The 13,648-nt window shown below is 42.0% G+C and carries 13 protein-coding genes; 4 read left to right on the top strand and 9 right to left on the bottom strand.

All coding sequences use genetic code 11. The features are described from left to right. Positions 1-94 precede the first annotated feature (94 nt). Genes KDN43_RS04290 through KDN43_RS04270 form a run of 5 tightly spaced genes read right to left on the bottom strand, consistent with a single transcriptional unit; the run spans position 95 to position 3,665 of the window. Complete coding sequence (locus KDN43_RS04290; protein WP_238868443.1) at positions 95-757, bottom strand: O-methyltransferase; 663 nt, start codon at positions 755-757, stop codon at positions 95-97. Next, a complete protein-coding gene (gene ispF / locus KDN43_RS04285) occupies positions 744-1,223 on the bottom strand; it encodes a 2-C-methyl-D-erythritol 2,4-cyclodiphosphate synthase (RefSeq protein ID WP_238868442.1) in 480 nt (159 codons plus the stop codon). The genes KDN43_RS04290 and ispF overlap by 14 nt, the downstream gene beginning before the upstream one ends. 4 nt (positions 1,224-1,227) lie before the next feature. Beyond that, entirely contained in the window at positions 1,228-2,388 is a 1,161-nt protein-coding gene (gene porV / locus KDN43_RS04280; protein ID WP_238868441.1) for a type IX secretion system outer membrane channel protein PorV, read from the bottom strand. Between the two features lie 30 nt (positions 2,389-2,418). Beyond that, a complete protein-coding gene (locus KDN43_RS04275) occupies positions 2,419-3,033 on the bottom strand; it encodes a fumarylacetoacetate hydrolase family protein (protein ID WP_238868440.1) in 615 nt (204 codons plus the stop codon). Continuing rightward, positions 3,030-3,665 (bottom strand): redox-sensing transcriptional repressor Rex, encoded by a 636-nt coding sequence (locus KDN43_RS04270; protein ID WP_238868439.1) that lies wholly within the window; start codon positions 3,663-3,665, stop codon positions 3,030-3,032. The genes KDN43_RS04275 and KDN43_RS04270 overlap by 4 nt, the downstream gene beginning before the upstream one ends. Positions 3,666-4,046: 381 nt before the next feature. Between KDN43_RS04270 and KDN43_RS04265 the strand changes: the two genes are divergently transcribed. Then, the gene (locus KDN43_RS04265; RefSeq protein ID WP_238868438.1) at positions 4,047-5,618 is read left to right on the top strand and encodes a sulfatase family protein; all 1,572 of its coding nucleotides are present in this window, start codon (positions 4,047-4,049) and stop codon (positions 5,616-5,618) included. A gap of 50 nt (positions 5,619-5,668) precedes the next feature. Here the strand turns inward: KDN43_RS04265 and KDN43_RS04260 are convergent, their stop codons facing one another. From KDN43_RS04260 to KDN43_RS04245, 4 genes are all read right to left on the bottom strand, one after another. Continuing rightward, entirely contained in the window at positions 5,669-6,076 is a 408-nt protein-coding gene (locus KDN43_RS04260; RefSeq protein ID WP_238868437.1) for a putative quinol monooxygenase, read from the bottom strand. Positions 6,077-6,116: 40 nt separating this feature from the next. Further along, positions 6,117-6,920, bottom strand: coding sequence for a DUF3108 domain-containing protein (locus KDN43_RS04255; RefSeq protein ID WP_238868436.1), 804 nt, complete (start codon positions 6,918-6,920; stop codon positions 6,117-6,119). Positions 6,921-6,959: 39 nt separating this feature from the next. Next, positions 6,960-8,921 (bottom strand): Ig-like domain-containing protein, encoded by a 1,962-nt coding sequence (locus KDN43_RS04250; RefSeq protein ID WP_238868435.1) that lies wholly within the window; start codon positions 8,919-8,921, stop codon positions 6,960-6,962. A 123-nt stretch (positions 8,922-9,044) separates the two neighbouring features. Next, positions 9,045-10,325 carry a DUF2851 family protein gene (locus tag KDN43_RS04245; protein WP_238868434.1) on the bottom strand — a complete coding sequence of 427 codons (1,281 nt, stop codon included), beginning with the start codon at positions 10,323-10,325 and terminating at the stop codon, positions 9,045-9,047. Between the two features lie 239 nt (positions 10,326-10,564). Between KDN43_RS04245 and KDN43_RS04240 the strand changes: the two genes are divergently transcribed. The 3 genes from KDN43_RS04240 (at position 10,565) to KDN43_RS04230 (ending at position 13,444) form a co-directional block, all read left to right on the top strand. Then, on the top strand, positions 10,565-11,953 hold the full coding sequence (locus KDN43_RS04240) for an MATE family efflux transporter (RefSeq protein ID WP_238868433.1): 1,389 nt from the start codon (positions 10,565-10,567) through the stop codon (positions 11,951-11,953). A 161-nt stretch (positions 11,954-12,114) separates the two neighbouring features. After that, entirely contained in the window at positions 12,115-13,056 is a 942-nt protein-coding gene (locus KDN43_RS04235) for a transposase (RefSeq protein WP_238868432.1), read from the top strand. Then, on the top strand, positions 13,025-13,444 hold the full coding sequence (locus KDN43_RS04230; RefSeq protein WP_238868431.1) for a transposase: 420 nt from the start codon (positions 13,025-13,027) through the stop codon (positions 13,442-13,444). The genes KDN43_RS04235 and KDN43_RS04230 overlap by 32 nt, the downstream gene beginning before the upstream one ends. The last annotated feature ends 204 nt before the right edge of the window (positions 13,445-13,648 follow it).

Here is a 13,648-nt window from a genome sequence, read left to right as displayed (position 1 = left end):
CCATGACATTCAACGGATGGCCCGAAATCCAAAGCTATTGCTCCAGAGTCAGATATAAAAAATTTAAATTCCGCAACCGGAATTCATGATTCTGTTACACAAAATAGTTTACCTTGTTATAAGCTGTACTTAAGAAAGCCACTCCGGAACCTTTCAGTTCAAACGTCGCTGTCAATCTATCATCATTAACGATATTTCTCCAAAATTGTTTGCTCCAACTGCTTTTAATCGGATAAAGCACCCAAAATGTACGTTGATGACTCAACGACAAGAGTGTCTCTATGGCTGGCGTACTCTCTTTCTCCAGGTTGATGAAAATCGCATCGTAACACTGTTTCCCGCCAGCAGGTAGGGTTGTAACTAAGTCAACCTTCGGGTTTAACTCCCCATAAAGGCGCTTTGCAACAACAATCTCATCAGCCCTCTTCTCAACGCAGGTACAGCGAATATCGCGTGCAGGGGCTGTAAGGAAAAGGGTATTCACTCCCTTGCCCGAATTAATTTCCAGGATATTTTTAGCATTAAAATGGTTAACCATCCGAAAAGAGAGATGATTGATTCCGGAGACGAAACCGCTGTTGAGCCCTTTCTCCGATATCTCCTTCTCAATATCGGCAAATGCATAGTATAAATGAGGTGAACAGATTACATTAGTGATCAGCCCATAAGCGAAGGGTGAGTGTACACCATGTCCTCTCCGCTGTTTTATCCGTTTCAAGCACCTGAGAAAAGGCATCTGCCCACTACTTTTTTTCAATTAAAGCCACTGCATAAGCAGTAATACCCTCTTCCCGGCCCACAAAACCCATTTTCTCAGAGGTAGTGGCTTTAATGGAGATGCTATCTGTTTCCACCCCGATAACATTGGCAAGCGTTTGCTGCATAGAAGGAATAAAGGGATTGAGCTTAGGCTGCTCTGCACAAACAGTGGCGTCGATATTGCCCACATAATATCCGTGCTTCTCAAGCAACCCGGAGCACTTTTTCAACAGTATGGCGCTGCCGGCATCTTTGAATTCGGGAGATGTGTCCGGGAAATGATAGCCAATATCACGTAGATTAGCAGCACCAAGCAATGCATCACATATGGCATGAATAAGAACGTCTGCGTCTGAATGTCCCTCCAATCCCATTCTGTAGGCTATTTTCACACCACCTATCCACAACTCTCTTCCTTCTTGAAGGCGATGCATATCATAACCGAATCCTATTCGTATATTCATGTTTTTACCTCATTAAATTCATTATACCTTCGATATCAAAACCAAGTGATATGCGTAAAGTCTGGTCCAACGGGTTCGTCTGTGCAGTTGATACGAGATAGGCAGCATCAACCTGGAAAGCGTTTTTTTTGAAACCTCCGCCAAATGCAAAGAACCGGCGGCTGCCCTTATATTCGTTTTCATTGTAATAACCGGCACGGACAAAGAACTGATTGTCGTATACATATTCCGCTCCCAGAGACAACGTGACCTCCTGCAACTCCTCTTTGAAACCACCTGGTGCATCAGCAAACGATTTAAAAACACCACCTATGGAAGAGATATTGTTATAGTCGTCAATTCGTTTCTGTACCTCATCGGGCGTCTCACCGTCCTCAGGCAACTTTGGAGTAGGCACAAGCAGTTTATTGACATCAAAACTGAGCGATAAAGTATTCTTCGGGTCAATAGGATATCCCAAGGATACACCCATCCTGAGATTTGCAGGGAGAAACATTGATGTGGTACCACCATCATATGAGATTTTTGAGCCTATATTTGAAATGTTGAACCCAAATCCTAGCAATGTTTCTGAACGCCCCAGATAAATATAAGATTCGTTGTAACCTGATATATCTGCAGCAAAAGCCTTTCCGGGAGTTGTCTCATCATCTCCTGTCGAGTAGTCGGCGCGGATATATCTGAGTGTCACCGCACCAGAAAAAGTCTCCGTGAGTTTTCTTGAATAAGCCACATCAATAGCAAACTCGTGTGGCGAGACACTTTGCCAGAAATCTCCATTCAGATCCGGAATATCTATACTGCCAAGTGAGAAATAACGAAACGAAGCGCTGACAGCATTCAGGTTGTCATTCCCAAATTTCCTGTATCCGGAAGCATAGAGCAAATTAATATCGCTAACAAGCTTACTCAACCAGGGAGTGTAAGAAAAAGCAACCCCTCCACTGCCTGAGATGAAAGGATATTTAGCCGCGTTCCAATGTTGGGAGTATACGTCGGGCATCGTTGCCGCACCAATATCTCCCATTCCTCCGCCTCTTGCATCGGGAGCTATCTGTAAAGAGGGCATTGCAACAGGAATAGGGTTGTAATCCTGCGAATACAAACGGAGGCTCTGACAAAACAACATACTGCAAAGCAGCAAAGCACAAGTTACATTATTCATGATGTATTGCAAATTAAAGATAAAAGAGAGTCATTTCACACTGAAATCCAGCAGCTTTCTGTCCTCAATATAACCCTGCAGATGATCGTTAACGCTCACCGGCCCTATACCTGCCGGGGTACCGGTAAAAACCAGGTCCCCTATTTTCAGAGTAAAGAACCGGCTAATATATGAAATTATCTTGTCCACCGAGTATATCATCTCGTTTGTATTCCCCTGTTGAACAGTCTTGCTGTTGATATCAAGATGGAAATGCACGTTACCCAAGTCGGCAACCTCACTTTTAGAGATGAACTCACCAATAACAGCCGAACAATCGAAGCTTTTTGCTATCTCCCACGGCAACCCAAGCTCTTTCTGCTTCCTTTGCAGGTCACGAGCTGTAAAATCAATACCTACCGTTATCTCATCGTAATAACGGTGTGCAAATCGTTCGCCAATATTTTTTCCCAATCTGTCAATTTTCACTACCAGTTCCGTTTCGTAATGAATCTCATCAGAGAAGCCAGGAAGAAAAAACGGTTTCCCGTCTTTCAGCAGGGCTGTATCAGGCTTCATGAAAATAACAGGCTCCTTACTAACAAACGTACGCTCCATCTCTTTATTGTGTGAAGCGTAGTTAAGGCCAACAGCAAAAATTTTCATGAATTCAGGCGATTAAACATGACTGCCAGATGAGCATACAACGAAGTATTCTGAAGAACAACTTCCTCCGGGACGCGAATCCTGAACGGAGTGAAATTCCATATACCCTTTATTCCACCGCGAATCATGTATTCAGACACCTCCTGGGCAGCACCTGGAGGTACGGTCAGTATCCCTATCTCTGCCCCAATTTCTTTGTTCCTTTCAAAAAATTCACCAGAATAAAATACTTGAATATTATGTATCTTCTTGTTTACTATCGACTCTTTCACATCAAATCCGGCAATAATCTTCAAACCATATTGCTCCAAGCCGGAATCCGACAACAATGCGGCTCCCAGGCTTCCAACACCAAATACAACTGCTTTGTGAGTGTTGTTAAAACCCAGGAATGTCTCCAATACATTTATAAGCACGTCAACATCATAACCAACCCTCGTCTTTCCGCTTATATCCACATAGGAGAGATCCTTGGCAATCTGAGATGCTGAAACACCTATCTTTTTCGCAATTTGCGTAGAAGATACAATTGTTTCTCCCTGGCTTTTAAGTAATTTAACGTACGACAAGTACCAGGGGAGGCGCCTGAGTGCCGGTTCGGGTATTTTCGGGGTGTATATCTGGCCTGACATTTTCTTAATCTTTAATGATTCACCAAAGTAGGGTTATTCAAATTTTATCACTATTTTTAAGTACTTCATACTATTTCATTCAGATCAAAATATTTTACTCTCTAATTTCCTGATATGGCATAATTCGAATAAAATCATCTTCTGTTTATCGCTTATTTTAAAATTACAAACAACGAAATAATGCAATTAGACTTATCTTCTGTTCGTATTGCTTAACGAAATAGTACACAAAGATAAGCTCTTTTCGGAGAATTTTTAAAATTTTAATCTATATTTAAAGATAAATTTCTTTAATAGTTGCGCAATTTACTATACATTTGTGCAATGCATTTTTTTATCCCGTTATTAAAGTCGTATAATTTTTAAAACTTATAAATTCAGATGGATCCGTCTTATACAAAACTTATTTATCCTCTCGCGGGAGCTGCCGTGCTTGCATCCTGTAGTGTAAGCAAAAATGAGAACCTGTCCAAGCCATTAAACATAGTATATATCATGACCGACGACCACACCCGTCAGATGATGAGCTGCTATGATAGCCGTCATGTTGAGACCCCAAATCTGGATAGGATCGCCGAAAATGGAGTCAGGTTTACAAACGCGTATGTAGCTAACTCCATCTCCGCACCAAGCCGGGCATGCCTGTTAACAGGGAAGCACAGTCACAAGAACGGAAAAATAGATAATATATCATCTTTCGACGGGGACCAGCAGACTGTGCAACAGCTGCTTAAACAAGCCGGATATCAGACAGCCATGATCGGGAAATGGCATCTGGACAGTCAGCCTACCAACTTCGATCACTGGGAAATACTCCCCGGCCAGGGGAGCTACTACAATCCCGACTTCATCACTCCTGAAGGGAGGAAGCGCTATAACGGTTACGTCACAAACATAATTACCGATTTAAGCCTCAACTGGCTGGATAATGAGCGCGACAAAGATAAGCCTTTCGTACTGTTCCTCCACCACAAGGTAGCGCACCGTAACTGGATGGCCGATACAACACACTTAAAACTGTATGAAGATAAAACATTTGAGCTCCCGTCAAACTTTTACGACAACTACGAAGGGCGCGTCGCGGCACAGCAGCAGGAGATGAGCATTGCAAGCGATCACGACATGGATATTGTTAATGACCTGAAGATGCTGAAGCCAGGAGTAAAAACCCGTCTATCCAATGCCTATGAACACGGTGAGTATGCTCGACTGGATTCAGCACAAAAAGTTGCCTGGGACAACCACTACCAGCCAATAATAGATGAGTTCTATGCTGCCGGGCTAACTGGAAAAGAACTGGCAGAGTGGAAATACCAACGCTATATGCGCGATTATGCAAAGACTATTAAGTCGCTTGATGAAAACATTGGACGAGTATTAGACTATCTTGAGGAGAACAACATGCTCGAGAACACGGTAATTTTCTACACTTCCGACCAGGGATTTTATATGGGAGAGCATGGTTGGTTTGACAAACGGTTTATGTATGAAGAGTCGTTCAGCACTCCTCTTGTTATGCAGCTTCCTTCCCGATTCAAAAAACGAGGTATTATTGATGCGCTGGTACAAAATATAGATTTTGCACCCACAATGCTGGAGCTGGCAGGAGTTGAAGTTCCATCAGACATACAGGGGGCCTCACTTCTGCCTCTGCTTAAAAACAGTAAAGCACCGCGGGGATGGCGAAAGTCGCTCTACTACCATTACTACGAATTTCCTGGTGAACATGCGGTAAAGCGCCATTACGGAGTAAAAACAGAACGTTACAAACTCATTCACTTTTATGACAATATTGATGAGTGGGAGTTATTTGACCTGCATGCCGATCCGGCGGAAATGAATAATCTTTATGGAAAGAAAGGTTATGAAGATATCACCCGGGATCTGCGGGCAGAACTGAAAAGGCTACAGGAGTCTTATGACGATCCGATACGTCATAAGTTCCCTCTGTGATGACCGTGATTGATATGCAATTGTATATATGCATGGCAGGCGGGAGATCATTACATCTCCTCGTTGCCTATATTGCCTGAATTGTTGAGTGGTATTACCTTTGTCTTTTTACTGTCTTTTACAAGAGGGGTTAATTTTGCTGATACGATAGTCTTGAAGTATATGCTGTTAGTATGTATCTTAAATGCTGCTTCGTTTTCATAACATTCGTAAACAAAGATCTTCCTTCTGTCTTCTTCGCTCAAAAGGACATCGTAAATAATACACCCCTCTTCATTTTCAAGTGTTAAAGCCTGTAATTCAAGCAAAAGATCAATGGCTGAATCAACATTTTTCTCATCAAAGGTGTACTCTGCGATGATAGCATATTGCTCTTCGTTTTCCTGTGCCTGAATTACAGCCAGGGAGGTAAAGAGAATGCACAATATCGTGCTGAAAAGTATAACCGGCTTATTCATATTGTTAAAAATATTAATTTAATATAAAAACTGGCAGCTGTTACCTGTTCATCAAGCCGGAAGCACTCTTAAGGACAGCTTTCACTGAACCGATCTTCAGCTGAGTATCTATGACAACCGGAATACGGTTTTTATCGCGGGTAAGGGAAGCCCTCAAAGCATCTTTCTGGTTTGTAAACGCATCATCATAAACGGTCATTGAGATATTTATAACATCATACCTTTTCCCGTCGTTTGCCATTATTGATGATTCCCCAAGGTAGTTAACATACATGTTTACCGGCCTTCTCCCCGTAATAAACTGGATATAATGCCTGTCACCGGGTTTCATGCCGGCAAAATCGAGATTGCGTACGTACAATAATGCGGAAAGGTAATCATAGGTACACTTTTCGGTTGTTACAACCTCATCGAATTTTTCTATCCCGTTATATATTCGAAAAGTACGAATAGTTATCTTGTCACCATCATATGTAAAAGATTGTCTTTCTACTGAATAATCTTTCCCCTCAAATGCCTCTTTTGTGAACAACAAAGGACGAAGGTTCATATCTATGTATGATGTCAGTGTATCGTGTACGGTGTAAAAACTGCCGGCCAAACCAGATGAATTCAGCATCATTACTGTCTTATAGGTGTTTTGTCCACGGTAATTCGCTTCAGTAACCTGCAGCGATCCCCTGCCGGCACGTGCTTTCAGGATGCCATAATTGAAGTATAGGTCATAACGTATGTCTTCCCCGCTCGCAAAAGTGCTATTTGTCATGTTGCATTGTGCATTCATTTGCAAAAAACCGACAATTAAAAACAGGATCAGAACAATAGTTGTGTTACTTTTACTCATTATCATATTATTTTGTTGTTGATTCTGATTTTTCAATGGCTACCTCATGCTTCCCGATTGCTGTATTGCAGAAGGCCCCCCTAAACCACCCATTCCTGAGAACGGCGAACTCTGCCGGCTATGCTGTTGTCTCTCCCTTTCCTGGTTAGGATCCCTCCTTTTTTTCTTCTCTTCCGGTTTATTCTTTGTAATCTCAATCGGTTTTTGACTAACCACAGGTGTAGAAAGAATATTCCACTCTTCACTATGGTCTGAAAATGCCCGGATCTGAAATTTGTCCGGATAGTAAAACAGCTCTTCAGGCTGGCGTTTATCGTCATAATTACCTGTTGTCCAAACCCCATCGCCATTACTGTCTATAACAATACGTGCATATATCTCGCCGGGAAGTAAATCTTGAAATCTAGCCTTACCCTCTTTGACAATACTTTTTCGAAAAGGTTTATCCGAATTATCTAGCAACTCCACGAAAGCATTTTCACCATCAGGCAACCCGGTAATTGATATTTCGAGATTACCGTACTGATCAAGCGGTTTAACAGTAAATAATTGTTCATACTTGTCGTTCCATATCCCGTAATGACTAAAAATAGCCGCAGAGTCAATAGTCAAGCGGTAACTTTCTCCGGGCATCCATGAAGGACGTAGTGTAAATTTACGCGGATTGAGCGAATCATGCTCCATCCTGTATGGAACAACTTCAAACAAAGAGTCAACAGCTCTCTCCAGTTTTACGTCAGATGAATCCAATGCTACTATTGGCTGTGCAAACTCAATCCTGATTGGGTTATATAACTCGAAAGAAGATTGAACGTTGCTGTTTATCCCCAGAAACTTCAGTGCCTGCTCTTCTTCTGCCCCTTTGCTTTCCTGACGTTTTCCACGTATTGATTTACGTATATTAAAATTGAGAGTATCTGTTGCTATATAATCCTTGTTAAGCGAATCGGTCCTTATGTAATTGATTTTCATACTTATGGAATCCTGTTTATAGATAAGTGAATCAGTAATCCAAAGAATCAGAGTGTCGTTTCTTGAGCTACGTTCAGCTACATACCAATCGTCACCATCTACCCCTGGGTTTAACAAAGAAAAAGTGGGCCTGTCTGTCGGTGCAGCAAAAAAGAGAGTAAGTCGGTTCTGTTCGGGCCGTTCATGTTTTTGAAGATATTGACGTTGAAAATCTGACAGAAAAGTGCGTAGCAACAAGTCGTCAGGCAGAAAGCGCGTATATTGAACCGTTCGGATAGTATCAATTGTTATGCTGTCAACAAAGACAGTATCTTGCCGTTCAGCCCTTATTGCTGAAGGAATAATTATTGAATCAAGGAAGGCTATTGCTTCCTGTGGATTGTCATATTTGTAGTCCCTGTTCAAATCATTAAGGGCGTAAACTTTATATTCGCCGGGAGATATCCCCCTTACAGTGAAATTTCCTCGTGAGTCGGTACGGGAGATTCGCTGGAAAGGTACTTTTGTAAATGCGGTATCATCAAGGTTTGAATGGATGCCCACATATATACCGGGGACAGGCTCAAGATCCTGAGCCGTGACTACTTTTCCCGAGACAGACAAAGTATCCAGCTGGTCACCAGTTGAAAAGGAATAGACAAAATTTTCGATTGGGTTACCTTCATTATTGTCTACAATTGCATCTGTAAAGTCTATTGTATAGGTAGTGTTTGGCAACAGCTCATCGTTAAGCTCTACAATAGCCTTTCTGCCAACAGAGCGGATTACCGGCATATTTTGCTGGGGAGGTGTAATTATTACTTTCTCGTTGGGCTTCTCGATTTTAATATTTTCGTCAAATTCTATCTCAATCCTACCGGGAGAGGCATTGAGTGCATTAAATCCGGGTGTTGCCCTTCTCACCACCGGGGGATCCACATCGTAGGCGCCTCCTGTAGGTGATGCAATGTTGGCGCAAGATTGAATTATAACAATGGCAAACAACGACAGAAACAGGAATGAAAATAATGAAAGAATTTTATTCAACATTTTAGGCTTTAGACATTTTACCATACAAAAATACAACGTTTTCGTCAAGTAACTAGCAGAAGTCAAATTTATTTGAAATATACCATTATGAGAAAACAGCAAATACTCCCTCACAAGTGCCAATTAACTGCCCGACGAGAGGATAGCATGCCCAAATCTGCAAGAGAAACATTTACGTTTATCACAATTCTCTCTCCGTAACTGTATAAGAGCCTGAGTATCGAAAGCATGGCGTGGTTTGAAACCCGTTTCCACAAATGTATTTACAATTACGTTTCTCTCGGGTTTTAAATATTTCAGAATATCAACAGCCCTTTTACAATAAATCTCATCGCCTGTTTTTACTCCATATGCTGCCAAGACAGGTGATACCACATTAATAATAATATTATTCAGTGATGTTTCTCCAAGGGGTTTAGCAGCTTTGGCTGATATCTTTCCAAAAGAATAATGCGTATGCCAGTATGAGGAAGGTTCTGCATAAAACAGTGGCCTCAGCCGGCTATTATCTTCTGTGTCAATAACAACCGGGAACAATCTCCCGCATCTTTGCAAAAGGGCAGCCAGCTGAGCTATGCGTACTTGAGGAAACGAACGGGGACGTATTTTCAATCTTCTGAATAAAAATCCATCCAAGCTCTGCAATCGGTATTTGGACTTCAGGAACAGGTATTCATTACGCAATTGCTCATAATAATTGTCGAGTATGGTTTCCCCATCCAGCATTCCCGCTTGCCCGAAAAAAAGAGCCTCTACCTGAAAAAGATTATCACTGTGCTTTTGAATAATTTTATATGGTATTGAGAGTGCCAGGCGCTCAAACATATCTGAATTCAACCCCGAACCAAAATTACGTGAAAGCATAACATAAAACATCTCATCCCAGGAGTTATTGAAACGTTTCAGATGCATAAAAACATCGTTGGCCTTACGCTCCAAACGCTCAAAAGCTAATTCTTCCAGATAGGAATCAATAAGCTTTAGCGGCAGCGACGGGAGAAAATTTTTACATGGCAACGGACTGTCGCTAAAAATAAGATATTCGGAACTCCGGCGTACTTTTTCCGGAATCTGCAATTCACATTGCGGAATCTTCAGCCCCCTTTCATTTACCACCTCTCTGTTAACCTTTTCCGCCAGATGCAAAATAACCGAATTGTAAGCTTTGTCAGATTGATGACCATGTTTCACCCACTCATCTGATGAACTGTGTATCTCCACATTACCTGCCCATAACCTCTCCCCTATCTTTATTTTGGCATTAAAAAAATCTGGACCTGCATCTTTATTATCTGTACCCGGGTCAATAACTTCAACTTTTCTGCCATCTGTTGTTTCGAGAGAACCAGAAGGGAAGAGCCGGAATTTCCACACATAGTGAAGCAGTTGTTCTTTATTGGACATAGCTATCAGGTTTAAAATTCAAAAATAAAATTAATTATCCAAAATGTCAACCCTATTTTCTTAACAAGTTGGAAAAGTGCTGAAAATGTGGGGAATTTTGATTATTTTTGCAGCAATTGATTTAATATCTCCAACATTTTCAACTGTCATTTGAACGAAAGATTCTGCTCTTGCTATATGTACTGATGGATGATGATTAAATGGCTGATATTGAAAAGGGTTATTACTATACATAGATTTTGCGAACAAACAGAGAACTGGAATTTCAAACAAAGAAGATAAGCAAACTTGTTTGGGATTACGCGCTCCCGGGCATTGTTGGGACAACGGTAAACGCGTTGTACAATGTGATTGGCCGTATTTTTATCGGCCAGGGGGTGGGTGCATTGGCAATTTCAGGCCTTGCCATCACCTTTCCGGTTATGACTCTTACCTCCTCAATTGGTATGCTTGTGGGATCGGGAGCAGCAGCCCGCATTTCAATAAGCCTGGGGAAAAAAGATAAACTTACCTCTGAACAGATCCTAGGCAACTCGCTCCTGCTTACAATTATCCTCAATGCCATTTTTATTTCACTGTTCATAATCTTTCTGGATCCTATACTGATGGCGTTCGGCGCTAGCGAGCTCACCCTGCCATATGCGCGTGATTACCTGCAAATTGTGCTTACCGGGAATGTATTTGTAAGCCTTTGCTACAACTTTAACGCCATGATGCGTGCTTCAGGATACCCTAAAAAGGCAATGTTCACTATGCTCATAGGGGCCGTTATCAATCTTATCCTTACTCCTCTGTTTCTATACGTGTTCGATTTGGGAATAAAAGGTGTAGCATGGGCTACCGTAATCTCAATGTTCATCGGAATGCTGTTTGTTATGCATCACTTTACCCGGAGAAACAGTTTAATACGCCTGCGGTGGAGATATATTCGTCTTAACAAAAAAATAATCCTTTCCATAATCTCAATTGGGCTATCCCCATTCAGCATGCAAGTAGCAGGGTCGGCTGTGGCAGTTCTTATGAACCAGTCGCTTTTGCGTTACGGTGGCGATTTGGCTGTAGGTGCTTACGGTATCATCAACACCGTGCTTATGATCTTCCTGATGATTATCCTTGGCCTTAACCAGGGTACACAGCCCATAATCGGTTATAATTACGGTGCACGTAATTTCAGGAGAGTACTGGAAACTCTCAGCTATTCACTTAAAGTTGCTACAGTAATAACAATACTGGGCTTTGTTTGCGGTCAGTTTTTCCCTGGAATTTTTGCTGCTGCTTTCACCACCGATACCGAACTGCTTTCAATTACTGAAAGAGGCATAAGGATATCGATAGCCGCACTGCCGCTTGTGGGCTTTCAAATTGTAGCATCAAGCTTTTTCCAGAGCCTTGGCTATGCTGCTAAATCTATAATACAGAGTCTAAGCCGGCAGTTGATCTTTCTTGTGCCGGGAATTATCATCTTCCCTCGCTACCTTAATCTTGACGGCTTATGGATAGCGATACCCGTATCAGATACACTGGCAGCATTGCTGTCGCTCTATCTCCTGGTAATACAAATTCGCCATCTCAAAAATATGGAAAAAGAAGAAAAAGACAACATCGGTAATTCTGTACAGAAGAAATGATTTGATAAAATCGGATTCAAATAGCCGAAATTAGGCCGATTTTATTTAGTTTTGCAGTAGAAGTAACTAATAGAACCTAAAAGTCTCAAATAAAAGTTGCATGTGTCAGATAAAGTATTTATCTTTAAGGTGTTAAATAAAAAATAACACTCACCCGACACATGCAATACAAAAATAGTAAAAAAATCTCATTTACTGCCAGTTCAGTAAAGAAAGAGTTCAGTTCAGAACAATTAACGTCATATTCAGGGTTAAGCGTAACCTCTGATTTTATCAACCATTGCGGCATTTATCGTCGGTTGGAACATCTTTTCCCAACCACCCGGCACAATGCAAGCCGTTTCAGTACAGCCCAAATACTCTCAAGTGTCCTGTTGGCTTCGTTGTGCGGTGTTCACCGTTTGAAGCGGATTGAAAATTTCACCTTTGACGCCTTGGTTTCCCGCTTGTTGAAGTTACCCAAGAACATTGACGAGGACACCATACGCCGCCATTTGACAGGTTTGGGTGAAAGGGGCGCCCGTTCGCTTCACGAGTTGTTATTGGATTTTACCGGCTTGCAAGTTTCCCGTTGCGGGTTAAAACGCGTGACGCTTGATTGCGACTCAAGCACATTTACCGTTTACGGCAACCAACAAGGAGCTGAAGTGGGTTACAACTCGCATAAAAAGGGCGCGAAAAGCTATCACCCCATCTTATGTTTCGTCACGGAGATGAAACTGCTTGTCAATTCGTGGCTCCGCCCGGGTTCAAGCTACACCTCAAACGGCGTTTGTGAATTTGTCAAAGAAACCTTGGCCGCTCTTCCCCAAAAGGTGGAGAAGGTTTTTTTCAGGGCAGACAGCGGCTTTTTCAATGGTGGATTGTTTGATTTGCTGGAAGAGGGCAAACATGAATATTTGGTGAAAGTAAAGCTGAAAAACCTGAAAGATTTGCTTGCCGGGCAGACATGGCAACCGGTTGACCCACGGACGGCGACCTGCCGGTTTATACATCAATGTAGCGGTTGGAGGAATCCCCGCATGTTTTATGCCGTGCGCATCATAAAGCAAATGGTTGAAGTCGATTATTTTGGCGAAAAAACAATTTGTACCCGAGTATGAGTACTTTTGCTATTGCTCGAACCTGAAAGGATTGGATGCCTTGCAGCTCCATACCCTTTATGGATCCCGATCAGAGAGTGAGAATTGGATCGAGCAAACCAAAAACTCGCTTTGTGCGGGAAAAACCATCACGCATGATTTTTGGGTAAACGATATTCTTTGGCAACTTTCGTCATTTGCCTACAGTTTATCGGTGCTCATGCGATACCGGGGCGACTTTTGGGTTTGGCGCCAAGAGCACTCTACCTTCCGAGAATGGTTTATCCGAGTGCCGGGTAAAGTGGTGAAATCCGGCAGGCAGGTCACGGTAAAAATGCCTAAGGAGTATTACCGAAAAGCGGGGTGGCGTGATTTTGAGCAGCGAATAACGACAACGATGACCGGATGACGGATTTTCACTTAATCGTCCATCGCCATCTTTCGTGTCGTAAAAGGGTTTATGACAAGGAATTGCCATGCCTTGGAAGAGTGATAATGTTAATATATATAAAAATGCCACCATAAAAAGTAAATCAACACGTTAAACGTGCAAGAAACAGTGAAGATGAAAAGAAAATAAAACGGTATCTCTCGAAAAAAAGAGAAATTCCGC

It is taken from the genome of Proteiniphilum propionicum (genome assembly GCF_022267555.1).
GTDB lineage: Bacteria > Bacteroidota > Bacteroidia > Bacteroidales > Dysgonomonadaceae > Proteiniphilum > Proteiniphilum propionicum.
Note: the sequence above shows the minus strand (reverse complement) of the source record. Positions and strands in the feature narration are given on the sequence as shown.